This is a genomic window from Mobiluncus porci (genome assembly GCF_009695935.1).
GTDB classification, from domain to species: Bacteria; Actinomycetota; Actinomycetes; order Actinomycetales; family Actinomycetaceae; genus Mobiluncus; species Mobiluncus porci.
In genome coordinates this window covers 93,116-118,275 of record NZ_VUMY01000002.1, presented here as the reverse complement: position 1 = coordinate 118,275, position 25,160 = coordinate 93,116, and the positions used below count along the sequence as shown (strand labels likewise).

Sequence of the window (25,160 nt, the reverse complement as noted above, 5' to 3'; positions counted from 1 at the left end):
TCTATAATCGTGCAACTAAGGTCAGGATTCATGGCTCTCGGCGTGATAATAGTCCTCGTGCTTACCGCTTTCACCAGCTAGGCTACCTGGAATCAGCGCCCCAACTGTCACTTCGCTGCCACCTTGGTCATGGCGTCGATTACCACTTCTGGAACCGTGGCCTCGTTCATGGTTGGGTTTCCGCCCCAGACGAAAACCACTAGAGCATCATCTTTCAGCTGAGCCCCTACGTAGTCGACCTTAAGATAGTCTGGCACCTCAGTTGAGGTAGTGGTGATTTTCCACATCACGGAATCCGGAATAGAGGACGTGTCCACCAGCTCGTAGCTATGTTCCTCAGTAGGACTAATTTTATAAGTAACCGGCTGTTTTTTAATACACCCAGGAATGACAGTATTCTTCATCTTAGAAATTGCCTCCCGGGCAGGTTCCTCATCCACCACACGAATAAGCTGCATAAGATGCGGACCCACAAAAGAAGCCAACTTATGCCGCTGCTCCGTGCCATACCAGGTAACGTAATCAAGAGTACCATCACCACAAGAAAAAGATTCAAGAAACACATTCTGGCTCGGATCAGGAGGATCCTGAAGATCCCTCCACTCAGCAGGCAACTCCGGAGTGTTCAACAACTCATCATTACCAAGAAACAACCGCTGCTGCTGCGCAGTCAAAGGCGGCAACCCCTTCTCAACAGCCAAACTTATCTGATACTCCAACCACCATCTCGAGAATAAAGTAAAACCCAACAACAGAACCAGAGCAACAGAAATTACTACTGCAACAATAGTGAGACGTTTCTTAGTAAACATGATTAACACTCCTTCATTCAGTTCGCAGGGAGAGATTCCAATGTGGAACGAATAGCTTTCGCACGCGCTAACTGCCCCTTCTTATTCGGATGGAAAGAACCATTGTTGGCCACTCGGAATCATTCCGATTCTCAACAACAGGCATAAACGTATCCATTCGCTACTTTTCACTAACGGTCTTCATCGCGTCGAGAAGGATTTCAGGGGTTGCGAATTCTTGCGTTATCGGCGTCATACCCCAGAGAAACAGGATTAGACAATCTTTCTTTGACATCATGCCGACATACGTGACATTTGTATCATACCCGTCCTCGGGATTCTCGAAATGACTGGTACGTTTCCACATGACCGAGCCGGGAACAGACGTCGAGTCAACGAGCTCATAAGTGTAGCTTGTACCCTCATACATCGAGGAGTCCACCTTGCCTTTCGCCTGACAGCTCTCAATATGCGGGCGAATCTGTTCAATAAGCACGTCCGCTTCTTTCTTGCCGGTGTGGCGAATCTGCTGAACCATCACCGGACCAAACTGAGAAGCATTCCAAGCGTGCTGCTCACGTCCTCGCCAGGGAGCGTGTCCGACTGGAAAATCACAAGATTGCTCCACAAATTCCAGGGGTTCCTCACCCAGCTCTTCCTCCGCATCGGTGCGCCAACCGGCGGGTGAATCCAAATAGTTATCAAAATCTTCAACCTTCAAGAACAATCCCTGATACTTGCCATCCAGAGGCTTCTCATCAAAGAGCCCTTCCGGAATGTCAGCAGGGTCCACGGGTGTGAGCTCAGGAGAAGGAGTCTCGCTTACCGCTGCGGAGGTTGTCGGACTAGAGGGGCTTGAGGAGGTTTCGGCACAAGAGCCCAAGAGCAAAGCAACTACGGGAAGTACTAGCAAGAGACGCTTTGAAGTAATCATTGTTTAATCCTATCGTGTTTAGTTAAGAAGGCTAAAGACACCTACAATAGAAAGAAAACGCCTGGCGTTGACATTATAAGCGCAAACCAGGGTATCAACTGTGGATTCTCTGGGCAATATGTTATACCGATAATAAAAGCGGAAATTAATAACTCTGAAAGCATCACGAAAAACAAGATTGATGTAATCTTCTCGTATTTTAAAATATCCCTTTCGGGATGCCTCTTACTTGGATGATATGTCAAGTAATTAAATATTTGCGCAAAGAATGTCACGGCAGGAAAAACACTCAATATATATATTAAACCGCCACCACCGGAGGAGAAAACATCATATTCGTTCAAAGCGAAATAGTTGGTGGCTAATATATTGTTGATTATAAGACAAACAAACCAATAACAGATGACAGCAAAAGCGAGCTTATAACGCAACCGACCTTCCGGTTTTGAGCTACCATCCTTTGCGGATTCTGCAACGCTTCGTTCCATCGCTACCTCCATTTCCGTTTGATTGACATATTCACCCCACAACCGCATAAAATTGGAAAGGAACTACCAAACCGACAAGGACGAATGGGTACAGGAACATGTCACCAACATTGAGATCACCTTCGAGGATAAATATCGGCATAACGATAATGAGCGCAATCAAGCAGCCCACGAGGAGTCCGAGACGATTCCGATAGATTCTCAACGACCTATCACCATGATCCGATTTCGAAAAAATGTATTTGGAAATGAAAAACAGCACAAAAACAATCATGGGTGGGATGTCCACCAGGATAAGCGATAGAGGCACAGCCGGAGTTTCAAAATCCCTGGCTACAAAATAAAACAAATTATTGAAAATAAAAACCCCAAACTCCCACCAAAGAAACCCCTCCTTCACGGTAGGGTACTTCGTCTCTGAATCAGGACGATTTTCAACAACCGACATAAACGTATCCATTCACTACTTTTCACTCACCTTGGTCATCGCGTCGATGAGAATCTCCGAAGGGGCATATTGAGTGGAAGTCATTGGTGTTAGACCCCAAAAAAAGTTGATTAGCAAATCATCCTTAGATATAAACCCAACATAAATCACATTATCGGTTGGGGTGGTGCCGTCTGTCATGTGTTGCGAAATTTTATACACAACGCTGTTAGGAATTGCAGAGCTGTCAACCATTTCGTAGGTGTCTTCACGATTGGGCGTACCGGGCCAAGAAACAGGAGAACGATCTACACAGGCAGGGATGTCCTTCTTTACGATCTCGATAACATCATCAGGATCTTCCTCGAAAAGCGTGCGAATCTGTTGAACCATTACCGGTCCAAATTGTGAAGCGTTAAAAGCCCTTGTTCGTATGTCCCTATAACCGAAATCAAACTGATAGTCACACCCATAGTTCATTAGCAGAAAAGTATCATCATCCACATCTTCCTGCGCATCCATACGCCACCCAGCGGGTGCATCCAAGTAGTTCTCAAAATCAGTTACCTCTAGCAGATTTGCAAGTTGATCTTCACTCAAGGGCTCGGCCGGCTTAGCATTCTGCATTGCCGGGTCGTTCTGGAACTTCTTGTAGTTATCCTCAGGAGAGGCGTTATTACTGTTTGCGCTGGTGGCACAACCCGATAGGAGCACCATACAGGTTGAAACCAAAGCAAAAGCCTTTTTGATATTTTCAGACATAACCAGTCCTTTCGTGTCCCCCTCGACTCGTTCAACAGGAACCCCTGTCACACGTTATCATTTCGCTGTTACTTTAGCCATTGCCTCGTCGAGGATGGGCTTGATTCCATCGTTGGCTGTATAGTCCACACCGGTAAGCACCAACGCCACCATAGCCTCTCCTTTCACCATAATCGCGATATATACCAGCTTCTGGTGTTCATTACCGGCATCATCATTCCCCTTTACCGTCATCTTCCAAACAATAGAATTCGGAACCTTTGAATCATCAACAACGTCATAGGAATACTGATTATTCGCCTCAAGCTTCCACACAAATGGAGACTTGGATTTACACTGAGGCACCTGCTCCTTCAACTTGAACATCAAGTCACGCAACGGCTGAGCCTTCGTCACTTTCACCTGTTGATACAAAACCGGACCGAGCATAGATGCCTCCATGGCATGATGATAAGGCTCTGAATAGACCGTAATCGAGTCAATATCACGCAAGTTACAAATATACTGGCTCAACCCCTCGGAAAAGTCGCCCAATTCCGAATTAGCCGCCTCAGTCCAGCCGTTGGTTGACTGAGGAGTCAAATCGTCGGGGCCAAGCATATAACCTTTCTGCTCCGCAGTAAGCGGAATTTGCGGCGCGGCCTCAGCAGCTAACTTTTCATAATCCGGTGTGGTACAGCCGGCAAGAAAAAAAGCAGCAAAAGCAGTGGGGAACAAATAAAATAATCGTTTGATTTTCATAGTAGACCTTTCACGAGTGAACTCAATAAGCATCGATAGAAACATTATCCAAAGACTTGTTTTTAGCATCATTTCTTGCAGCTTCACCTGGAAGTCCATGTCACCAACATTGAGATCACCTTCGAGGATAAATATCGGCATAACGATAATGAGCGCAATCAAGCAGCCCACGAGGAGTCCGAGACGATTCCGGTAGGCTTTCTATGACTTATCACCGTGGTCTGATTTTGAAAAAATGTATTTGTAAATGAAAAACAGCACAAAAACAATCATGGGTGGGATGTCCACCAGGATAAGCGATAGAGGCACAGCCGGAGTTTCAGAATCACTGGCTACAAAATAAAACAAATTATTGAAAATAAAAACCCCAAATTCCCACCAAAGAAAACCCTCCTTCACGGTAGGGTACTTCGTCTCTGAATCAGGACGATTTTCAACAACCGACATAAACGTATCCATTCACTACTTTTCACTCACCTTGGTCATCGCGTCGAATACCACTTCTGGAACCGTGGCCTCGTTCATGGTTGGGTTTCCGCCCCAGACGAAAACCACCAGCGCATCATCTTTCAGCTGAGCCCCGACATAATCAACCTTCAGATAGTCTGGCACCTCAGTTGAGGTAGTAGTAATTTTCCACATCACGGAATCCGGAATAGAGGACGTGTCCACCAGCTCGTAGCGATGTTGCTCAGTAGGACTAATTTTATAAGTAACCGGCTGTCTTTTAATACACCCAGGAATGACAGTATTCTTCATCTTAGAAATTGCCTCCCGGGCGGGTTCCTCATCCACAACACGAATAAGCTGCATAAGATGCGGACCCACAAAAGAAGCCAACTTATGCCGCTGCTCCGTGCCATACCAAGTAACGTAATCAAGAGTACCATCACCACAAGAAAAAGATTCAAGAAACACATTCTGGCTCGCATCAGGAGGATCCTGAAGATCCCTCCACTCAGCAGGCAACTCCGGAGTGTTCAACAACTCATCATTACCAAGAAACAACCGCTGCTGCTGCGCAGTCAAAGGCGGCAACCCCTTCTCATCAGCCAAACTTATCTGATACTCCAACCACCATCTCGAGAATAAAGTAAAACCCAACAACAGCACCAGAGCAACACCAATTACTACTGCAACAATAGTGAGACGTTTCTTAGTAAACATGATTAACACTCCTTCATTCAGTTCGCAGGGAGAGATTCCAATGTGGAACGAATCGCCCTTGCCCTTGCTCGTTGACCATCTTCATTTGGATGGAAAGAACCATTGTTGGCCACTCGGAATCATTCCGATTCTCAACAACAGGCATAAACGTATCCATTCACTACTTTTCACTAACGGTCTTCATCGCGTCGAGAAGGATTTCAGGGGTTGCGAATTCTTGCATTATCGGCGTCATACCCCAGAGAAACAGGATTAGGCAATCTTTCTTTGACATCATGCCGACATACGTGACATTTGTATCATACCCGTCCTCGGGATTCTCGAAATGACTGGTACGTTTCCACATGACCGAGCCGGGAACAGACGTCGAGTCAACGAGCTCATAAGTGTAGCTTGTACCCTCATACATCGAGGAGTCCACCTTGCCTTTCGCCTGACAGCTCTCAATATGCGGGCGAATCTGTTCAATAAGCACGTCCGCTTCTTTCTTGCCGGTGTGGCGAATCTGCTGAACCATCACCGGACCAAACTGAGAAGCATTCCAAGCGTGCTGCTCACGTCCTCGCCAGGGAGTTTGCCCGACTGGAAAATCACAAGATTGCTCCACGAATTCCAGGGGTTCCTCACCCAGCTCTTCCTCCGCATCGGTGCGCCAACCGGCGGGTGAATCCAAATAGTTATCAAAATCTTCAACCTTCAAGAACAATCCCTGATATTTGCCATCCAGAGGCTTCTCATCAAAGAGCCCTTTCGGAATGTCAGCAGGGTCCACGGGTGTGAGCTCTGGGGAAGGAGTCTCGCTTACCGCTGCGGAGGTTGTCGGACTAGAGGGGCTTGAGGAGGTTTCGGCACAAGAACCCAAGAGCAAGGCAGCAACTGGAAGAACAAGCAAGAGACGTTTGTAAGCGGGCATTTTTGATTCCAATCTGGTTAAAAAGTGCAATGAGGGAATAGTAATGGAGTGGTTCAATTTAACGTTAGAAAAACATCCCTGGCGTTGACATTATAAGCGCAAACCCGGGTATCAACTGTGGATTCTCTGGGCGGTATGTTATACCGATAATAAAAGCGGAAATTATTAACTCTGAAAGCATCACGAAAAACAAGATTGATGTAATCTTCTCGTATTTTAAAATATCCCTTTCGGGATGCTTCTTACTTGGATGATATGTCAAGTAATTAAATATTTGCGCAAAGAATGTCACGGCAGGAAAAACACTCAATATATATATTAAACCGCCACCGCCGGAGGAGAAAACATCATATTCGTTCCAGCCGAAAAAGAAGGTGGCGACTATGTTGTTGATTATAAGACAAACAAACCAATAACAGATGACAGCAAAAGCGAGCTTATAACGCAACCGACCTTCCGGTTTTGAGCTACCATCCTTTGCGGATTCTGCAACGCTTCGTTCCACCGGTTCCTCCATTTCCTTCGAAAATCTCATAAGACAATTAACTCCTAAAACGAAAAGGCACCCTCTGGGAACTGCTCTGGCGGCATCCTCTGCAAAAGACGGAGTTTTTCATTAGCAATTTCTCTGTAGCCTGTCTTATTGGGATGCATTGAACCGCTGTTAGGATCTAATACCCCGGTATTATCTTGGTTGCCTTCTCGACCAGTAAAGTAGATTCCGTTAATCCACGGCTCGGCAGAATCAACCTCATGTCCCTTGAACAGCTCATACGTGTCAACATATGTTACCCCTACCTCATTCGCGACATCTTTCATAAGGTTATTGACTGTCAGGCTTTGTTGGTTCATCCATTTCTTTTCACCACTTGAAATTATTAGATCTTTACCGCCACCTAATTCATGGATTGCATGAGTTTTTCCATCTGGATTCTCTGACCAAAATCTTGGATAGCCTTGCATCATAATAGTAGCATTAGGATATTTTTCCTTGGCTTCCGTGTAGAGATCCACCAAGTAATCCCTGTAAGTTTTATACACGTATCCATCCGGGGTTCGAGTACGGATTTTTTCCTTGCCGGAAATAATGTCAGGGAGCTCGGCTGGATATATGGAATCGTAATCATCAGGAGTACTATCTTTTGGATCATTGTTATTTGTGCAACCCTCTATAGGTCCATTTAGCCCAGCACATTTTGTGATGATACCCGCAAAATCCAGGTTGTTTCCACCTATGGACATATCTAAAAGCAACACTTTGTTCGGGTCAACGTTCGCGTCCTGGGTATGAATCGCCACGGTATCAAACGTATCACCCGAACAAGCGACATTAATGTACTGCCCTGTATCCATTGGGATTCCTAAACCGTTCGCGACAATTTCAGCAGCCGAATCAACCGCTCGATGGCATCTTCCATTTTCGCCGTACTGACGTGTTTGGATGAAATGGATATAGCCACCATCACTCTCAGTTGTTACGCCAGCTTCTTCTGGATTGTCAGAATTATATGTTCTAATTAGTTTTTCTGTGCAGCTTGAATAGTCATAAGACACAGTAGTATGCCCAATTATTTTCGCATAGTCCTTGGGACAGGTGAAATCTCTCACCTCGTAGTACCATTCCGTGGGTGACTGGTTCGATTCACGAATGTATCGATTACTTCCTTCCCCTGAGATAAAACTGTCCCCAGAAACAAACATGCTCGCTGACGGGTCACGTTGTACCAAATGGGAAATTTGTTCCGCACGATTATCAAAGTCACCACCGGTAGTCATCTTTTGAGCTTCGGACACCGCGCATGAGGATGAATCCTGCCAATTTACCACCTTGCAGATGGAGTATTCGACGATTTCACCGAGGCGGTTGCCGGGGACAACGAGCGCAATGCCGGAAATGACAACCACAGCCACAACGAACCCTCCGGCGTAAGCCAGGTTAGAAGCCCCGCGCGAGTGGGCACGAGACAAACCTCGCAACACGGACTCAAACCAGGTTGTCAAATCATTCACCTTATTCAACCCTCTACTACATCAACAGCCAATACCCTCGCCCCCATCAATTCTTCGCCTCTTGTGAAGGTGCCATCTCAATCGAGAGAACTTCATCGGAAGCGAAACGCGCACCATTGCATGGGAGACAGAGCGATATTCAGAGAGACACCGTTGAGAACACCCTACCGAGACGCTGGGGGGATGATGTTATAACTTGTGGCTACGAACGATTCGCTCGTGGCCACAAGCGGAAAGCAAAGAGTGCTATCAGCCAACCTTAATTGTGTCAATAGCGTCTGTTACAAGCTTTTGCAAACTATTAGATACAGTGCCGCCGTTTTTAAAAACCGTAATAAGTGCTGTAACAATCGCCGCCGCCACAACGAACATCCCCACATACTCGAGGGTGTCGGCGCCGGATTCGCGGCGGTCTTTGAGATCCATTAGGCGAGCCTGGGAACGCACGTAGAGTCTTGTAAGCAGATTATCCAACATATTTGCAGTCCTTTTCGCTGGAGTTATAGGGGTGGAAAGCATTTATTCTAGCAATCCATCTCAAACTCTATATCAGCAATTGTTCAGGTGTCAAGCCTGAGAGCGTTTTCAGGTAAAATTTACATATACCTGAGTTTTCAGCAAATACCTGCCACCAGCATTTTTGCTATCATGATTCTTTCTCGGTATTCTTTCAGTGTAAATCCTGGAACCTCTAAGAGAGTTGGTCTGTCTCACCCATGGAAGAAACCCTCAATGCAGCGACTGAGCCAAGTCGCGTCTTGGTGTGGATGGAAGACACCCTCACCGTTGAGTGGTTTCCGTTTCTCGCGGCCCCAAACTTTGGCCAAGATGAAGACGCTCCCCTTGTTGCCGGACCGGAGGCCGGGGCTGAGATTGCTCAGGAAATGAAAAACCGCAACGCCAAGATTGCCATCATCTTTTGCCGCTCCCGCTCCGCTTTGGCCGCACATTTTCTCGCCAATGTCATCGCCACCCAGATTCCACAGCTTCGCGTAGCTATCAAGCCGGTCTACCTTTCCCCCAGCGTGACTCTTTCCTACGCACTCGAATCTTCGCGGGGAAACGCGAGCAACACCGCAACCCTGGCACGCTTCGATACCACCGTGAAACAAAGAATTTCAGGAATCCTAACAGATTCACCTACGAGCTTGGTCGCCTCTAAACCGAGCTTCTGGCAGCAGTTTACTGCCCTGTTCAAAGTCAAATACGTAGCGCTTAATCCGCCGCACCAACTGGTGCAAAACCTCAAAAAAGAAGTGAAGCTAGACCCCTCTATGCCGCTCGTCCTTTTCACTCAAGATCCGGAAGAAATCGCAAAATACGCTGACTTCACGGCCCTGTTTGCAAACCAATACACCACCGCCCCCGTGCTGCAAGACGTCAAGGCAGATGCCGGAGTGGAATTCTTTTTCAACACCCACGTAGACGAACCGACACCAACCGGGGTTGATTGCGAAATCTGCGGCGAACCGCTCTATACCGAGTGTTGCCCACTGTGCCACGTAAAACCAAGACCCAGCCGGAGGAAACACTAAATGCCGAAAATTCGACGCATCCAAAGCGAAAATCAGAACCCGCGAAAAGTCAAAGGTTTGGCTTTCATCCTGGTGGCACTGTTGCTTTCCCTGGTGATGTTCTCCATGATTTCAAGCTATGTAAACTCGGTGAAAGCCGAAGTGGGAAACCTCGTGACCGTCTATCAGGCTCGAGACAACATCCCCGCTTACACGGAGCTCAACGAATCTCTTCTCCGCTCTGTGAGCGTTCCCAAACGATGGACCTCGGAAAGCTCCCTGGTCAGCTTAAACGCATTGAGCGGAAGGCGAATTCCCTTTGAGGTCGAATCCGGCACGACCATCACCCGCGACATGCTTGTTCCCATCTCAGATATCAACGCTAACGAGCGCGAAATCGCCATTAATGTCGATGCCGTAACTGGAATCGCAGGTCGGGTTAAACCCGGGGATCGCGTTGATGTTTATGCTGTTTTTGGGGAGGTTCCGGGTCTTACCAAGCAAGTCCAGGTCATCGCCACCGATATTCGCATCGTGACAGTTCAAGGTCAGAAAACCATCCAGACCGAAAAATCCGGATCTGCTACGGAGCAAAGCGTGATTCCTGTCACCATCGCGGTCGACCCGAATATCGCCTTGTCAATCACCTATGCTGCCAATTTTGCCGAAGAAGTACGCCTGGTTGGTTTGCCTTCAGACGGAGTTGTTGACCGTAAAGATGACAAGACCGTTTTCGATGCGCAAGACCTGGGCGGAACCAAAGTTGAGGAAGGCAAGAAATGAGCAAAGCCATTTTAGGAATCGATAATTCCAACCTGGAATCAGACCTCAAAGGAATGATTCAAGAAATCCCAGGACTCGAACTCGAAGCCACCGCGCCGACCTCCTCCCAGCTCCGCGAATATGCCGATCGTTTTGAGCCGGAGCTGATTTTTGTTCATGAAAAACTGGGCCCAGACCCGGCGTTGTCGCTTGTCAGCGAGCTGTCAATCTCACATCCGGCTTCGGCAGTGATTTTATTGTCTTCCGAAAGGTCTCCCTCCACCGTGATTGCGGCGCTGGAAAAAGGCGCCAAAAATGTCATCGCCTATCCTTTTGCCTACGAAGACTTCAACGGTCGGGTGAACTCCGCCTTGGATTGGTCAAGACAAATGCACCAGGTCATCAACGGAGCCACCCAGGCGGCGCAAAATTCGCGAGGCAAGATTATGGCTCTCGCCGGAGCTAAAGGAGGAGTAGGAACAACCACTTTGGCAATACACCTTGCCATAAGCTATGCAACCGACAACCCCGGCTTGCGGGTGTGCGTGGTTGACCTCGACATTGAAAAAGGTGACGTTTCCTCCGTGCTTGACGTGCGGCAAAACGTTTCTATCGCGAACCTTTCGGTGGTTTACCGCGACCTTTCAGCCAGCACAGTGAAAGACGCCGTCGTGGAACACGAGAGCGGCATCTATCTCCTGTTAGCTCCCAACGATGTGCGCGCCAGCGAAGATGTCACCCCAGAGGCGCTGCGGACGATTTTGTCCTTGTTACGTCAAGTCTTCGACGTAGTGATTGTTGATGCCGGCGGCTATGTCTCGCCCGCACAGGCCACCGCCCTCGAAGTAGCGGATTCCACCCTCGTAGTAACCACCGGAGACGTCCTTGCCATTCGCACCATGAAGAAACGTATGGCAGCCTGGGAAAACCTTGGTGTGGTAGGGGAACGTGAGCTCAAAGTACTCGTCAATAAGGTTGACCGAGGCTCGTCTTTCCCCGTTGAGTCCGTTGAAAAACTCACCACTGCCCGGGTCTTGGAAGAAAACATCCCGCTTACTTCTAGGACTATTGAACCCGCGTTGGTGAGCAGGGATCCCAGGACAATCCAAGACGAAAACTGGTGGAAGATCATCCGAAAAATCAGGGAAGCGGTTTTGCCAGTCAACCCGCAAACTACCGAGGCCACCTACACTCCTGCGGATTCACCCGAGTCGGTTCAGGCTCCCACCCTAGCCTCGAACTCGCCATTTACCCCAGCGTCAAGCCCGAGAATACCGGCGCGCCGAAAGAAAACCCGAAAACGTTTCGGCTTAGGCTCTCGACACAAGTCAGGAGGAAAGCCCGACGGGAAATCCGGAGAAACGGGTGCCATCAGCCTCGAATTCGTCGGAGTTTTCGCCATTCTCCTCATAGTCTTATGGATCGTATGGCAGGGCATCACCGCCGGAGTTTCCTATTTCTGGCTGGCGCAAGCCACCACCGAAAGCGCCCGGGCATATGCGGTTTCCGGGGGCAATCTCGAAAAGGCACAAACTGCCGCCGAGGACACCGTGCCGGATGGTTACGCCTCCGGCATTACTGTCAGCGACACCACGCCAGGGCTCAATCCTAGTGAAATCCAAGTGAAACTCACTATTGATTCGAACCTGTCGTTTATAAACACCTTTACCACCACCCGCTCCGTGGTGATGGAGGGAAAATGAAAGCATTAGCCAAGCACTTGGAACGCGGAGCCTCGTCGCTTGAGTTCGTCGGCACCTTCATCTTCATTGTCATCATGGGCTTAGTGGTTATCCAGTTCGCTCTCACCGGCTGGTTCACCATGACCCTCACCGACACGGTGCGTGACGGGGCTCGCGCCCAAGCCAACGGGACCAGCGGATATGCGCTCATCAAGTCAAGGCTTCCCGAATCGGCGAAAAATCCCATCATCAACTGTTACGGGGGAGAAGAAGCCCGCTGCACCGTGAGCGTGGAGCTTCCCTCGATAGTTCCGAAACTCAAGCTCGGCAACATCACTCGCACCGCGGTTATGCCCTCATTGGAATAGGAGTGAAACGTGGCACACAGTTTTAAATCTTTTGTGGGGAAAAACCTCGCCGAAACTCCGGTCAACAACAACCGGAAGGAAGACGAAGGACTCGTTTCAAACTTTCACCGCATGCTGCTAAATGAAGTGGACCTGCGTGAACTGAGTAAACTTGACACCAACCAACGCCGCGCCCGCCTCGAACGTGTGCTGGCACAATTGGTGAGCCGCGAGGGCGTGATTCTTTCCACCTCAGAGAGAAACCGCCTTATTCGCCGCGTGGTTGACGATGCGGTCGGATTGGGCGCCTTGGAACCAATTCTGAACGACCACACGGTGAGTGAAATCATGATTAACGGCCCCGAAACCATTTATGTGGAACGCGGCGGGATTCTCGAACGTTGGGACGGTGGTTTCGCCAGTGAAGAACAGCTCCGGCTCACGATTGACCGGATTGTTTCCACCGTGAATCGCCGCGTGGACGAATCAAATCCGATGGTTGACGCGCGTCTTCCCGCCGATGCCAGGTTGCCGCGAGGGGCCCGCGTTAACGTGGTTTTGCCGCCGCTGTCCCTCAACGGCCCGGTCGTCACCATCCGCCTGTTCCCGGTCGCGGTTTCCCTTTCGAAACTCATTGAATGGGGTTCACTCTCCCCGATAGCGGCGAAGTTGCTTGAAGTCTGTGTTCAGGCGCGACTCAACATTGTTGTCTCCGGCGGCACCGGGTCAGGCAAAACTACCCTGCTCAATGCACTATCGTCTTTTATCGGCGATAGCGAGCGAATCATCACCGTTGAAGATGCCGCCGAACTGAGCTTGGACCAGCCGCACACGGTACGTCTCGAAACCCGCCCCGCCAACGTCGAAGGTAAAGGCGCGGTCACCATCCGCGACCTCGTGAGAAACGCGCTGCGAATGCGACCGGACCGGATAGTGGTCGGTGAATGTCGTGGCGGAGAAGCGCTCGACATGCTCCAAGCCATGAACACTGGTCATGAGGGTTCTCTCACCACCGTCCACGCTAACTCGGTACTTGATGCCCTGAGCCGACTCGAAACTCTGGCCTCGATGTCAGACGTTGAGTTGCCTTACGAAGCCATCCGCGACCAAGTGAACTCGGCAATCGATATTATTGTGCAACTCGAACGCGACGCCGAGGGCTCCAGACGCGTCACCGAAGTGAGCTTTGTGGCCTCTCGGGGGAACACGGACTATGAAGTGGTTCCACTTGGAGCTTGGGCACGAGAGGTTGACGGGGGCCATTTCGACTATTACCCGCTTCCCGAGGCTTTAGCGAAACGACTGGAACGCTTCGATGCAGACGTTCGGCAATGGTGGGTGACAAAATGAATCAGCTGCTGCTCTCGGTTCTCGTCACACTCATCGTGATGACGCTGCTTTTGGGAATAATCCAATTCGCCCTCTTACTCAAGGAAAAAACAAGTTCAATTAGCGCCGCCACCAGCCTGGACGACAATTTGAAGCCGAGCCTTTATGTGACTTATAACGGCTGGCTGCGGCGCACCAAACTCGGCAAATACATCGAACTGCAGCTCGACCGCGCCGGTTCGTCGCGTCGTCCACTCGATGTTTTGCTAGTGATTGCTGGCCTCGGGTTCGTTCTCAGCGCAGCGATTTGGAGGCTCTTGGCTCCAGCGCTGGCAGTGTTAGGCCTAGTGGCTGCAGGGGCTCTCGTTCGTGTCTATGTGAGTCGATTGCAGCAGAAACGCAAAGAAAAAATCATCACCCAGCTTCCCGAAACCGCCCGTGTTTTGGCTAATGCTTCTCAAGCCGGGCTGTCGCTCGCCTCCGCCATCGAGTTTGCGGCGACTGAAGTTCCCGAGCCTTCCAAATCCGAGATGCAAAAGATTTCCGACCGCCTTAAATTCGGAGTTTCGGTCGAGACCGCTCTCGAAGAATTCCGGGAACGCATCGGTTCGCGTGAAGCCGGCTTGTTGATTTCCACCTTGGTGGTTTCTTCCACTACCGGCGGTTCGCTCGTTTCCGCCTTGCAAGATATCTCGCTGAGTCTTGACCAGCGCAAAGAAGTGCGTCGTCAAATGGTGACAATCATGAGCGAATCCCGGGCCACGGCCAACTTCCTTGTACTTGTCGGAGTTGGTTCGCTGTTCTTGGTGAACCTCATGAACCCGGGCACCGTTGAAAAGATGACCACGAACCCGATCGGCATTGCGGCTCTGGCTATCAGCGGCGCCCTCTTCGCGGTTGGTTGGATGATTATTCAACGAATGGCAAAGGTGGATCATGACTGAGGGAATTCTTCTGCTAGGAATCCCCATCGTGGGGGCCATCACTACGTTTTTGTTTCTTGTGGGAATCCGGCTGTGGCTCGTGCAGCCACTGGCCAACGCCACTTTGGAGCAAGCCAAAGAAGAAAATCTCTTAGCCAATCAAGCCAAAACGAAGACCTCCCTCTTGCAGCGTATCGGCGCACCGCTGGCACCGAAATTACGGGAAAAGCTGCCACCCAACGTGTTGCTTAAGTTGCAGCGACAGATTGACTTGGCTGGGCGGCCCAAGAATGTCACGGTGAATTCAGTGTTGGGAATGTATTGCGGTTTGGGGGTCACGATTTTGCCGCTCGGAGTGATTTATGCCTTGAGTGGGAGCTGGTTAATGGCGCTGTTAATCGTGGCCATGGTGGCGATTATCCCGATTATGCGCCTTGCCACTACGGCGCGGAAACGCCGCGAAAGTATCAACGCGGATTTGCCTGATTTTATGGATGTGCTTGCGGTCACTGTCAATTCCGGGGTTGGTTTTCGCTCCGCGCTCAACATTGTCGCCAGCCGCTTTGGTGGGCCACTGTCCGAAGAGCTGACTACTACTCTTGATCAGATTGCTAATGGGGCCTCTTTGCGCGGCGCGTTTAGCTCCATGCGCAACCGCACCAACTCCGAATCTGTCGATGAATTCGTTTCCGCCTATCTTCAAGCCGAAGAGCTCGGAACTCCACTGGCTGAGACCTTGAAGACGATAGCGACGGATATGCGGCGCACCTCAGCGCAACGCAACTTGCAAAAAGCGCACAAGACCACACCGAAGATTACCTTGGTTTCAACGGCAATCCTCGTCCCAGCGGTGATTATCTTGATTGTGGCTGGCATGTTCCTTGGGATGGATGTAGATTTCAGCGGTCTCTTAGGTTAAAGAGGTATAAATATGACGAAGATAGAAGTTAAGCAACGCGGTGCTTCAACAATAGAGTATGTTGGCGTATTTATTCTTGCAGCAATGCTTTGTCTCGCCATTATTGGTTTATTACCCGGTATAAACACCAAAGTTAGCGCAATAGTAAAAGCATCAATTTGCAATGTGGTACCTTCTGGTTCTACAAACTCTTGTGATGAATCAAGCACTGAAATAATTCCTGGTTCACCAACATACTCATTTGACCTGAATCGGGCAAGGAAAAATATTTCAAGTTACACCGCAAACGATCTTGATGATATAAATTCACAACTCGATTCAACAAAACCATTACTTGACTATATTAATCCGAGCCAAAATAATGAAAATAGCGCTTCGATTAATATATTAGCACCAGATTTAATCCAAGGAAATTTTGAAGACTGCTATTTATTGGCGATGATGATATCTCAAGCTAGAACCGAAGATGGTTCAAATGCTTTAAGATCCATGATCAAAAAAAGCAGCGCAACGACAGTCTGGGAAAAGTTTTTAGATTTCGTTGGAGTATGGTCCCCTCCAAAAGAATCCCAAACAGGTTATGAAGTCACTTTTTCCAATGGGGAAACCGTAATAAACCGGGGAGACTATACTAGCACAGAGGATAGGCGAGCCGAGGTTGGCGCTATTTATAAGGATGGTAGCAGCATCTTTTCTCTTATAGAAGCCTCAATTATTGATCACTTGGGTTACAATGAGGTAACAAAGCGGGAGGAAGATTACACTGTAGAGGCATTTCGTCTCATAACTGGCAGCGAGGGCTATAGAATCCCCAGTCAATCCTGGAACGAAACGAGTTACGGCTTTTCTCCAGAGAATGAAAATGAAATTCGAGATGCTGTAGACTCTGGTAAAGTTGTTATTATGTCCACTGTTAATAATAGCTTCGGGAGCCGCCCCCCTGCAGCAGTCCCTATTGATGTAAAAATCGGAGGTCCCGACGGGGAGACAAAGAAGGTACAATTGGTAAATACACATTCTTACGCCGTTATGGCAGCAGACGATAATGGATTATCGCTTGTAAACCCACACGGTTTCAACTTCGATGAGAAGTTTAACCCGACTGCGGAAGCTGAGATTTATCTCACTTGGGATCAACTAGACTTATACGCAGGATACTATGACATTGGAGAGATCAAATGAATTCCAGTCCGAACCGCTCTAAGAAGATGCTTATCGCGATTGCCTTAGTGGTACTAGCATTCTTGCTTCTTGGTTTTTTTCTCTACATCGCTAATCGTCCCACAGATGATTTGGATGATGACCTTTACGTGGTTCACAAAACAGCCATTACTTCCTTGACCCCCGATTCGCGTCTTATCGGGCTCGATATTACTATGCCGACAGATTCCACTCCCGGCCATCTCTCATTCGGGATTGGCTCAACGAGCGAACGGTTCGAAGGAAGGCAAGTAGAACTAGATATTGGGGAAAGTACCGTAATCGAGGACTTCGGAACGATAACTTTAGTAGATGTGCGAGCCAATGACGGCACTTCAGCCGTGTTTAGCGATAAGCCAGTAGCCATCATTCGCTTCGAACCTGATTCTAATTCCCAACAGGAAACGCTTAAAAAACAGCTCTGACAAGTACCTCGTTTGGACGGACACACAAAACCCACAAGGAAGAGTAATATGCTGTCAGGTATTACCGGTCTTGTATCGCCACGGCTTGTTTCGCCTACGCCTATAAATCCAGCGATTCGTCGCTGGTGTCGTATCATGACGACCCCCGTATTTTGAGGCTGAGAACGAGGAGGAGGACTGGATACCCAACGAGGATCTGTGTAAGCCGGGTGATATAACGCAATTACGGAATTCCTGATGTTAGCAATCAAAACCAATCCCAATAGAGTGGCACTTCCGACAGCTGAAATGCAACAAGAGGTTGCGAATAATATAAAGAAAAAGCTGGAATCTCTTCCAGCTCCGAACACTATTTAGGAGGTACTAAATTGATGAAGAAGAGAGCTCTTATAGCAGTATTATTCTGCTTTGGGTTGGTCGGGTGCAGCGGACAGCCTACCCCTGATGGTACTACTTACAAGCCCGGAGATCCAGGTTATGCCGAGAAGCTAAGCGACCCCGCAATTCAAAATGCGCTGCCTGCAAGCCCTCCAACAAACAGTCAACTCGATTACTTCATCACTATTGAAGAATTACGCTCACTGTCAGATTCTTCTTATGAATGGGAACCCGCCAACGATCTTTTTTCTGATAATTCTGTCTGACTATGCATGCGACTACACATTTGATTTCGGCTATCAGGATGTCCAGACTCGCACTTATAACCCAAGTCCATTTGGGCCGTTTCTTGTCGAACAAATACGGAAGCCGTCTGGAATTAACGCCGCTGAAATCGTTAAATCCCTAAAAAATGACATCCCGAACTGTGTAATAAAATCCCCGATAAAACGCACAGATAGGGACAATCGCCAAGACACTTTCGAGCTCGTTGAGATGCCAAAAATCAAGGATGCGGTTCTGTGGAAATTAACCTACAAACACGCCAATCCCGCGGAGTCACCCGACACAGTTACCTATGTCGGTTTCCTAGCCAAAGACGAGATTCTAATCGACTTCTTCTGGGGTATGGCACCCATGGCATCTGACTATGCCACCGAAGACATTATTGTAAAAATAATCGAACATACGGCAGCTAAGAAGATAGGTTTATAACCTTCAGAGAATTCGACTCTGTTTTGTCCACTTTAATTTCTCTTAACTGGGAGTAAGGATAGTTTTTGTCAAAATTTAATTGCGACAGATGGGTTTGTGGTGCTGTTTCTTTGTCGTATGTTGGTGGCTTTATTCTTGCTGCGGTTTTGGTAGGGGCTTTGCTAGTTGGGGCTCTTTGGGGGAGGATTGGCGGGATTGCCGAGGCCGCGATTTGCCAGGTTGTGCAGCTTGGAGATCCTAGCGGTTGTGAACTCGATGGCTCCGTAACAGCCGAAGCCTCAGGCGAGTCCTTGTCACCTTCCAACATTCCCAATATCGAACTAAATACACCGAAGCCTGCCGACAAGGCCGTGCTTCCATATGCTGGTTTGCTAGACAGCGGGGCGGATACCGGCGCGGATACCGACGTCTCTAGCGGCGATAACTACACTACCGGGGGTAGCGGCACTAGCGGGAGTGACATCCCTGGCGGGAGCGATGGTTCTGGCGGGAGCGATGGTTCTGGCGGGAAGTGGATGAGTCCCGAGGTTTCCGGTGCTGTGAGTGCGGCGAGTGATTTTTTCGGGACTGCTTCGGGAGTTTTAGGTGCTTTGGCTCTGGGCTCGCTGCTGATACCGGTGGTGGGTGAGGTGGCGGCTCCCATTTTGGGGACTGCCGCGATTATTACTGGCGGGCTCGCTGCGGCGGGAGATATTGCGCTGGCGGTTAACGGGGATAAAACCTGGGGTGAAGCAGCATTGTCCGCGGCTCTTGCCGGGCTCGGGATGGTCGGTGGTGGACTCGCAAGGTTCGGAGCGAAAATCGTTCCGCGTCTGCTGCCGGGCGTAGCAAAAGCCACGGGATGCCTTCTCGGGAAAGCCAAAGGCGCGGTTACGGGGCTGGTCGCGAAAATCCGCCCCAAACCAATCACCCCAGCGAAACCAGTCGCCCCCAAACCCATGCCCGGGGCGAAACCCCCAGCGGACACGAAGAGCGCTACCGCGGGGTTGCAGGATGACGCGATAGCGGCAGCAGAGAGAACCGGGCCACAGAACCTGTCCTCGCTACAAAAAGGCAATTATGGCGAGATGAAGATGGACAGGCATTTCGAAAACCAGGGATACAAAAGAGTCAGCGTGAAGCGCGTAACCGACCTCAATACGCCGACACACCTAGGCATTGATGGGGTATATTACAAAACAGATGGCCACCCACCCTACATCATAGGAGAAGCCAAATACGGCACGTCTCGCCTGGGTGTGACTAAAGATGGTAAGCAGATGAGTGAGAAATGGATAGAGACCCGTTTGGCAAAGGCCGTTCCTCCCGAGGTGCTTCGCGATATGCAGCTGCAAGGTTATGGTTCATCATTGGTAAAGGTGAGCCCCGAAGGAAACATTATCACGAAGGCGCTTGACGCTGCTGGAAATATTGTTAAATAATAAGAACTAGGAAGGGGATGTTCATGGAAATTAGAGACAGAGTTCGGGATGCTAAGTACTTTTCAGAGTACCTTGAGCAGGTTACTGAGAATATCGATTTCGCGCAGTCGCATTTGCGGGATAGCGACGGAGACGAGGGGAAGATACGTAGACTTAAGCGGTTTACGGTTATCAATAAGTTTGATTTGTTTTATGGGAAATATTCTGCTGGTTATAATCTGGAGGAGTTGAAAGGTATTTTCGTTGAGTTGCTGGAACTGATGCCTGGGTTCTGGGAGGAGGATTCGAGCATAATTCAGATGTTTGACATGATGTCTTGGGCGGTGTTGTTTGAAGCTAGCCCGGAGCAGTTCCGGATTCTTGATGACTTGGTGCGTTCGGTGGGGCGAGCAGATGCGTTGACCGAGTTTTATGCTGCCTGGATGTTTGAGGGCAAGGTTGAGATGGGGAGTGATTTTTCTTATGGGTTCCCTTACACTGCTTTGAAACCGATTGTTGATCATCCTGAAACTGCTGCCGAGAACTTGAAAAAATGGCTTGAAAAAGACTGGTATAAAGGGCATAAAGACGACTATTGGTATGACAACCACAAAGTTACCGAGTTACTTGCCTATGCTGGTTATTGGAGTTTTGAGGCCGGGGCGGTTATGAAAATCCTGGGCGTGGATGACACCATTTTGAAGGACACGCCTTACTATCCCTATGATCTTGTCCACTACCGCTAGATGTGGGGAGACTGGTTAGGCCCGAGACAATTTCCAACCGTCTTAACCTATGAGGAATCAGTAATGTCTGATGATTTCAATAATCTTATTGCTGCGATTCGTTACTCGGATTTCGCTGAATTTAAGGCTGCGCTTGCGGGTATACCGAACCAGGTGGAAGCGCTCGCGGGATTGGATAAAGACGGCTCTAGCCTGCTTGAATGTGCCCTGGCGTGGGCGAAAGTGCCAATTATTGATTTTCTTCTGAACGCGAAGGTGCCGGTTAATGTGGTTACAAAAGATGGGCTAAACGAGCTTCATTTTGCCGCAAATCAGATGAATCATGAGGAAATGATTCCAGTCGTGAGACGACTCGTGGAACTTGGCGTTGACCTTGACCAGAAAGAAAAAAGATACGGAAATTCCGCCCTTTTCACACTCTGCCGGGAAGCCTCCAGAATTGGATCCTCGGAGGCTGAGGTCTTGGTTGTTTTCGCCCTGGGTAAAGCCTCTTCTGTTGACGATCCGAACAAATCCGGTTTCACGGTGCGGACTTTTCTCGAGGCCAACGGAAGCGACGCCATGCGTGCGGCATTGCCGCCGCTAGAAGAAAAATCAGCTGAAAATTCGGAAAGCACTAGCGCTGGAGCAGGGTTGGGCGGCTCGATAGTGTCAAAAAACATTCTGCTGGGCTTAGGGAGACTCACATGGTGCCTAAAGGAAAACCCCGCCCATGAGCTCGATAACGGGTGGCGTTTTTTCTCAGATATAGATGATGATGAATATCTCAATGATTCGAATAACTTAGCAGTCTGCGACTGGTCAACCGTTGTGGAAATTGAACCTGCAGTATTACCTATTTTTGATTTGCCAGTCGGCGCAGACCTCTGTCTGATGCAGGAAGACGATAATAAGTTTTTTGTCGATAACAAGACAGGACTGAAATTATCTTTCGCGGAGTTCAAAAACTAATCCAAAAGAAGAATTTGAACTTGTCAGATGACCTTAGCTACAGAACCCCCACTGAGGTAATTATGATTGGAATAACGGTAAAGTGGCTCTTCGCTTTTAAGGGTGTTTTAGGGAGTGGCTGTTTGGTGGGGTTGAAAGCTGGCTTGGCTGAACTTTCGGGTCGGTCAAATTGCGTGTCAGTTTGAAGCGTCCTGGGTTTTGTTCCTACTCGTTTTTGAGAGGAGCGGACAGCCTACCCCTGATGGTACTACTTACAAGCCCGGAGATCCAGGTTATGCCGAGAAGCTAAGCGACCCCGCAATTCAAAATGCGCTGCCTGCAAGCCCTCCAACAAACAGTCAGCTCGATTACTTCATCACTATTGAAGAATTACGCTCACTGTCAGATTCTTCTTATGAATGGGAACCCGCCAACGATCTTTTTTCTGATAATTCTGTCTGACTATGCATGCGACTACACATTTGATTTCGGCTATCAGGATGTCCAGACTCGCACTTATAACCCAAGTCCATTTGGGCCGTTTCTTGTCGAACAAATACGGAAGCCGTCTGGAATTAACGCCGCTGAAATCGTTAAATCCCTAAAAAATGACATCCCGAACTGTGTAATAAAATCCCCGATAAAACGCACAGATAGGGACAATCGCCAAGACACTTTCGAGCTCGTTGAGATGCCAAAAATCAAGGATGCGGTTCTGTGGAAATTAACCTACAAACACGCCAATCCCGCGGAGTCACCCGACACAGTTACCTATGTCGGTTTCCTAGCCAAAGACGAGATTCTAATCGACTTCTTCTGGGGTATGGCACCCATGGCATCTGACTATGCCACCGAAGACATCATCAAGAAAATTATGGATGTTACAGCTGCAAAATAGCCTCACCTAACAATCTCAATCACGGTAGTACATTTGACTCAATCTTCTTGGGCTACCTATCCAAAATATGATGCACCTCCCAAATCCAAGATAGGAGCAGAACCTCAACGGCGCCAACTCCTCCAAACGGTTAGGGCACCGCCTATAGTCACGAGTAACGAAAACACAGCAGCGAAAGGCAGGCTCGTCAAAAAAGGCTCATGGATTTTGGACCACTTAGACTTTGCAGGCTTGAGTTCATCGCAGTCAAAATCATCTGCTACGCTTGCCTCCACCAGGAAAGGACCTTTCGGTTTCCAAAAGCCATAATCCCGGGTCTTCCAACTGTCTTGCACGGTGCATTTATAACCGACAGGACAAGCAAATTCGAAAAAGTCCGGGCAAACTTCCTCTTGCATGGTTTGAGAATATATCCGAGTGCCATACAAAAAAGGCCGGTTTCCCGAAATTGTAATCCCGAGAAACACTCCTATAAACAACACTATAATCACCAACACCGTAAGAGTATTGAGTAAATCACAACGCCCTGTGGCGGCTTTTGACTTTCGGAACTTTATAAATAACCAATAACACAGAGCGATGAGACCCAAAACCGTAAATGCCTGGAAAACGTAATTAAAACCAATACGATAAATCGTTACACCATAGGGTACTGGCGACTTCACAAACCTCGGGGCCAGAGCATAAACCACCTGGATGAACACATATAATCCCAGCGCTATAAAAAACCACCGATATCTGCCTTTACTCAGCATGACTTTCCAAAACCTTTATTTCTGCGCCACTATCTTCATCGCTTCAAGCAGGATTTTCGGATCGGCAAGATCTGCGGTGGCAGGGGTTATGCCCCAAATGAAACAAACCAACACATCACCTTTTACCATAAGTGCGCCATGAGCGACATTCGTCACATATTCAGCGTTGGGATCGGTGCTGTTGGTGGTGCGTTTCCACATCACGGAATTGGGGATTTCTGATGAATCTTCAAGAGAAAAAGTATATGACGTAGTCTCATGCTTCCTGTCGACTAGAGGCTCGCCTTGCTCACAGTTTTTAAGAGCTTCGTGCACATCGGCGATGAGGCCCATAGCATTCTCATTTCCAACCAACCGGAGCTGTTGAATTAATACTGGCCCAAACTGAGAGGCATTGAAAGCAATTTGCATTTGATCTGTCTGCTTTACATCACTAACTTTATAACGGCACGCGTAGGGGTCAATATTCACAAATTGATCACCGACGACTTCCATAGCATCAGTTCTCCATCCTGCGGGAGAATCTAAATAGTTATTGAGTTCATCTGTCTTGAGGAGGAAATCCTCTTGTTCAGTGCTAAACTTTTCTGATTTCACTGTCGTGTCCTTTGCTTCCTGACTGTTCTGCGCGCACGCGCTCAGTGCTAACAGCAATACCAGGCCTAATGCAATCAAACTGTTCTTATTCATCATTTACCCTTTACTCTTAATCGTAATTTTCAATGCTTTGTTGGGTTAGATTACCAATCTCGGTATAGCCAATTGCATTTGGATGCACAGATGCGTTAAAAGTATCTTTCAACTGATCTACAAAACCAAGCTCTTCGTTTGACTCGGCTGGATTTATTCCAATACCATGAATCCACGGCTTTTCAGTGTCTATTTCATGACCCTTCATTCCCTCATATAAATCCACAAAAATTACAGGATTTCCGTTTCCTTCTGAAGCTACTTTTTTAACCGCATTAGCAATAGCCCGGTTAGCGAGCTTGTTCTGGTTGTTCATCCATTTCTTTTCCTGTCTGGATATGGACAAATCACTTCCATTAGATAATAAGTCTATCTCACTATCAAGCATAGAAGCGGTTAGATCTCCCTCCAAAAAATGGTTTGCTTTTGTATTTCCATTTTGATCCTCTGCCCAGAATCTAGGATATCCATGAACTACTATTGTAGAATTGGGGAATTTTTCCTGTGCATCGCTATACAGCTTTACAAGATATTCTTCATAGGTGTATTCTTTATCTCCTATCTTTTTAAAAGGAATTTCCCCTTTAATAATCTTCTCCAGTTTCTGCGCAATTTGATTATTAGTGCAGCCTTTAATCGGACCGTTGGGGCGCGCGCATTCGGTTAACACGTCCTTAAAACCGAGATCATTACCTGTGATGGAAATTTCGTAGAGTAACACATCCTCCGGATTCTCTACATCCTGCTGAGGCCCCTCACCATACTGTCCGTTTCCGGCAAGATGCCCGGAGACTGCACCTGAACAAGTCCTATTTATGTAATTTTCACCACTAATGTTCAGACTCTTTTTAATACTAAGCGTTGAAGCATGGGCGGAACGATGGCACCAATATGAAGGATCCTTAGCATTACCAAGGTAATCGAACCCACCCTCACCCGATATATAACTATCGCCGTTCACGAGATACTTCGCCTTTGGTTTTTTTGCGAATTCCGCTTTAAGTCGCTCCCATTCGTTTGGGTAAGCATTTTGTGACTCTCTCCCTGCAGCAACTTCGCAGTTCTGCCCGCCCGAGACTCGACACATTGCCAGGAAAATCACCTGACCCATTTTGCTACCCTGAACCACCAACGATATACCGATAATTATAGCAACTGCTACAATAAATATACCTACGTACGCCATGACGTTAGCCCCACGCTCACGCACCAAGGAACGACCCCAGGAACCACGATTTTGAGTTAGACGCATAATCAATTCCCTATCAGATGCCGTTCAGCATTTGCTCAGCAATCTTACAGTAATCTATAGCGC

General features: G+C 48.4%; 30 protein-coding genes. 15 read left to right on the top strand and 15 right to left on the bottom strand.

Features of this window, described 5'->3' with window-relative positions:
• Positions 1–107: 107 nt before the first annotated feature.
• From FYJ63_RS01780 to FYJ63_RS01725, 12 genes are all read right to left on the bottom strand, one after another.
• On the bottom strand, positions 108–812 hold the full coding sequence (locus tag FYJ63_RS01780; protein WP_154543222.1) for a hypothetical protein: 705 nt from the start codon (positions 810–812) through the stop codon (positions 108–110).
• Between the two features lie 160 nt (positions 813–972).
• The gene (locus FYJ63_RS01775) at positions 973–1,725 is read right to left on the bottom strand and encodes a hypothetical protein (protein ID WP_154543220.1); all 753 of its coding nucleotides are present in this window, start codon (positions 1,723–1,725) and stop codon (positions 973–975) included.
• 41 nt (positions 1,726–1,766) lie between these two features.
• Positions 1,767–2,213 (bottom strand): hypothetical protein, encoded by a 447-nt coding sequence (locus tag FYJ63_RS01770; protein ID WP_154543218.1) that lies wholly within the window; start codon positions 2,211–2,213, stop codon positions 1,767–1,769.
• Positions 2,214–2,244: 31 nt separating this feature from the next.
• On the bottom strand, positions 2,245–2,661 hold the full coding sequence (locus FYJ63_RS01765) for a hypothetical protein (RefSeq protein WP_154543216.1): 417 nt from the start codon (positions 2,659–2,661) through the stop codon (positions 2,245–2,247).
• A 15-nt stretch (positions 2,662–2,676) separates the two neighbouring features.
• Positions 2,677–3,402 (bottom strand): hypothetical protein, encoded by a 726-nt coding sequence (locus FYJ63_RS01760; protein WP_154543214.1) that lies wholly within the window; start codon positions 3,400–3,402, stop codon positions 2,677–2,679.
• A gap of 57 nt (positions 3,403–3,459) precedes the next feature.
• Positions 3,460–4,305 carry a hypothetical protein gene (locus FYJ63_RS01755; protein WP_154543212.1) on the bottom strand — a complete coding sequence of 282 codons (846 nt, stop codon included), beginning with the start codon at positions 4,303–4,305 and terminating at the stop codon, positions 3,460–3,462.
• A gap of 39 nt (positions 4,306–4,344) precedes the next feature.
• On the bottom strand, positions 4,345–4,590 hold the full coding sequence (locus FYJ63_RS01750) for a hypothetical protein (RefSeq protein ID WP_154543210.1): 246 nt from the start codon (positions 4,588–4,590) through the stop codon (positions 4,345–4,347).
• 15 nt (positions 4,591–4,605) lie between these two features.
• Positions 4,606–5,310, bottom strand: a complete 705-nt coding sequence (locus FYJ63_RS01745; RefSeq protein WP_154543208.1) for a hypothetical protein — start codon at positions 5,308–5,310, stop codon at positions 4,606–4,608.
• A 160-nt stretch (positions 5,311–5,470) separates the two neighbouring features.
• Positions 5,471–6,223 (bottom strand): hypothetical protein, encoded by a 753-nt coding sequence (locus tag FYJ63_RS01740; protein WP_154543206.1) that lies wholly within the window; start codon positions 6,221–6,223, stop codon positions 5,471–5,473.
• Positions 6,224–6,287: 64 nt separating this feature from the next.
• The gene (locus FYJ63_RS01735; protein ID WP_154543204.1) at positions 6,288–6,728 is read right to left on the bottom strand and encodes a hypothetical protein; all 441 of its coding nucleotides are present in this window, start codon (positions 6,726–6,728) and stop codon (positions 6,288–6,290) included.
• 44 nt (positions 6,729–6,772) lie between these two features.
• The gene (locus tag FYJ63_RS11095; protein WP_154543202.1) at positions 6,773–8,134 is read right to left on the bottom strand and encodes a GDSL-type esterase/lipase family protein; all 1,362 of its coding nucleotides are present in this window, start codon (positions 8,132–8,134) and stop codon (positions 6,773–6,775) included.
• A 348-nt stretch (positions 8,135–8,482) separates the two neighbouring features.
• Positions 8,483–8,710 carry a DUF4244 domain-containing protein gene (locus tag FYJ63_RS01725; RefSeq protein ID WP_195839305.1) on the bottom strand — a complete coding sequence of 76 codons (228 nt, stop codon included), beginning with the start codon at positions 8,708–8,710 and terminating at the stop codon, positions 8,483–8,485.
• A gap of 239 nt (positions 8,711–8,949) precedes the next feature.
• Here FYJ63_RS01725 and FYJ63_RS01720 point away from each other — a divergent pair, with 239 nt between their 5' ends.
• The 15 genes from FYJ63_RS01720 (at position 8,950) to FYJ63_RS01650 (ending at position 22,400) form a co-directional block, all read left to right on the top strand.
• Positions 8,950–9,768: a hypothetical protein gene (locus FYJ63_RS01720; RefSeq protein WP_154543198.1), complete on the top strand. Its 819-nt coding sequence runs from the start codon at positions 8,950–8,952 to the stop codon at positions 9,766–9,768.
• Positions 9,769–10,530, top strand: coding sequence for a Flp pilus assembly protein CpaB (gene cpaB, locus FYJ63_RS01715; RefSeq protein WP_154543196.1), 762 nt, complete (start codon positions 9,769–9,771; stop codon positions 10,528–10,530).
• Positions 10,527–12,212, top strand: coding sequence for a CpaE/TadZ family protein (locus FYJ63_RS01710; RefSeq protein ID WP_154543194.1), 1,686 nt, complete (start codon positions 10,527–10,529; stop codon positions 12,210–12,212). Before cpaB ends, FYJ63_RS01710 begins: the two co-directional genes overlap by 4 nt.
• Complete coding sequence (locus tag FYJ63_RS01705) at positions 12,209–12,559, top strand: TadE/TadG family type IV pilus assembly protein (protein WP_154543192.1); 351 nt, start codon at positions 12,209–12,211, stop codon at positions 12,557–12,559. The genes FYJ63_RS01710 and FYJ63_RS01705 overlap by 4 nt, the downstream gene beginning before the upstream one ends.
• Positions 12,560–12,568: 9 nt before the next feature.
• Positions 12,569–13,888: a TadA family conjugal transfer-associated ATPase gene (locus FYJ63_RS01700; RefSeq protein WP_338106778.1), complete on the top strand. Its 1,320-nt coding sequence runs from the start codon at positions 12,569–12,571 to the stop codon at positions 13,886–13,888.
• The gene (locus FYJ63_RS01695) at positions 13,885–14,811 is read left to right on the top strand and encodes a type II secretion system F family protein (protein WP_195839304.1); all 927 of its coding nucleotides are present in this window, start codon (positions 13,885–13,887) and stop codon (positions 14,809–14,811) included. Before FYJ63_RS01700 ends, FYJ63_RS01695 begins: the two co-directional genes overlap by 4 nt.
• Entirely contained in the window at positions 14,804–15,709 is a 906-nt protein-coding gene (locus tag FYJ63_RS01690; protein ID WP_154543188.1) for a type II secretion system F family protein, read from the top strand. The genes FYJ63_RS01695 and FYJ63_RS01690 overlap by 8 nt, the downstream gene beginning before the upstream one ends.
• Positions 15,710–15,721: 12 nt before the next feature.
• Positions 15,722–16,891, top strand: a complete 1,170-nt coding sequence (locus tag FYJ63_RS01685; protein ID WP_154543186.1) for a hypothetical protein — start codon at positions 15,722–15,724, stop codon at positions 16,889–16,891.
• Positions 16,888–17,334 (top strand): hypothetical protein, encoded by a 447-nt coding sequence (locus FYJ63_RS01680; protein ID WP_154543184.1) that lies wholly within the window; start codon positions 16,888–16,890, stop codon positions 17,332–17,334. The genes FYJ63_RS01685 and FYJ63_RS01680 overlap by 4 nt, the downstream gene beginning before the upstream one ends.
• Before the next feature lie 371 nt (positions 17,335–17,705).
• Complete coding sequence (locus FYJ63_RS01675) at positions 17,706–17,978, top strand: hypothetical protein (RefSeq protein ID WP_154543182.1); 273 nt, start codon at positions 17,706–17,708, stop codon at positions 17,976–17,978.
• 229 nt (positions 17,979–18,207) lie between these two features.
• Positions 18,208–18,426 carry a hypothetical protein gene (locus FYJ63_RS01670; RefSeq protein ID WP_154543180.1) on the top strand — a complete coding sequence of 73 codons (219 nt, stop codon included), beginning with the start codon at positions 18,208–18,210 and terminating at the stop codon, positions 18,424–18,426.
• A 65-nt stretch (positions 18,427–18,491) separates the two neighbouring features.
• A complete protein-coding gene (locus FYJ63_RS01665) occupies positions 18,492–19,847 on the top strand; it encodes a hypothetical protein (RefSeq protein ID WP_154543178.1) in 1,356 nt (451 codons plus the stop codon).
• A 23-nt stretch (positions 19,848–19,870) separates the two neighbouring features.
• Positions 19,871–20,572, top strand: a complete 702-nt coding sequence (locus FYJ63_RS01660) for a PoNe immunity protein domain-containing protein (protein WP_195839303.1) — start codon at positions 19,871–19,873, stop codon at positions 20,570–20,572.
• 63 nt (positions 20,573–20,635) lie between these two features.
• Entirely contained in the window at positions 20,636–21,523 is an 888-nt protein-coding gene (locus FYJ63_RS11090) for an immunity protein Imm33 domain-containing protein (RefSeq protein ID WP_229769857.1), read from the top strand.
• A 670-nt stretch (positions 21,524–22,193) separates the two neighbouring features.
• Entirely contained in the window at positions 22,194–22,400 is a 207-nt protein-coding gene (locus tag FYJ63_RS01650; RefSeq protein ID WP_154543174.1) for a hypothetical protein, read from the top strand.
• A 104-nt stretch (positions 22,401–22,504) separates the two neighbouring features.
• On the opposite strand, the gene FYJ63_RS01645 is transcribed toward FYJ63_RS01650, so the two are convergent.
• From FYJ63_RS01645 to FYJ63_RS01635, 3 genes are all read right to left on the bottom strand, one after another.
• Positions 22,505–23,104 (bottom strand): hypothetical protein, encoded by a 600-nt coding sequence (locus tag FYJ63_RS01645; protein WP_229769855.1) that lies wholly within the window; start codon positions 23,102–23,104, stop codon positions 22,505–22,507.
• A 66-nt stretch (positions 23,105–23,170) separates the two neighbouring features.
• Positions 23,171–23,848 carry a sensor domain-containing protein gene (locus FYJ63_RS01640; protein ID WP_154543170.1) on the bottom strand — a complete coding sequence of 226 codons (678 nt, stop codon included), beginning with the start codon at positions 23,846–23,848 and terminating at the stop codon, positions 23,171–23,173.
• 13 nt (positions 23,849–23,861) lie between these two features.
• Positions 23,862–25,097: an SGNH/GDSL hydrolase family protein gene (locus tag FYJ63_RS01635; protein WP_154543168.1), complete on the bottom strand. Its 1,236-nt coding sequence runs from the start codon at positions 25,095–25,097 to the stop codon at positions 23,862–23,864.
• Positions 25,098–25,160: the final 63 nt, after the last annotated feature.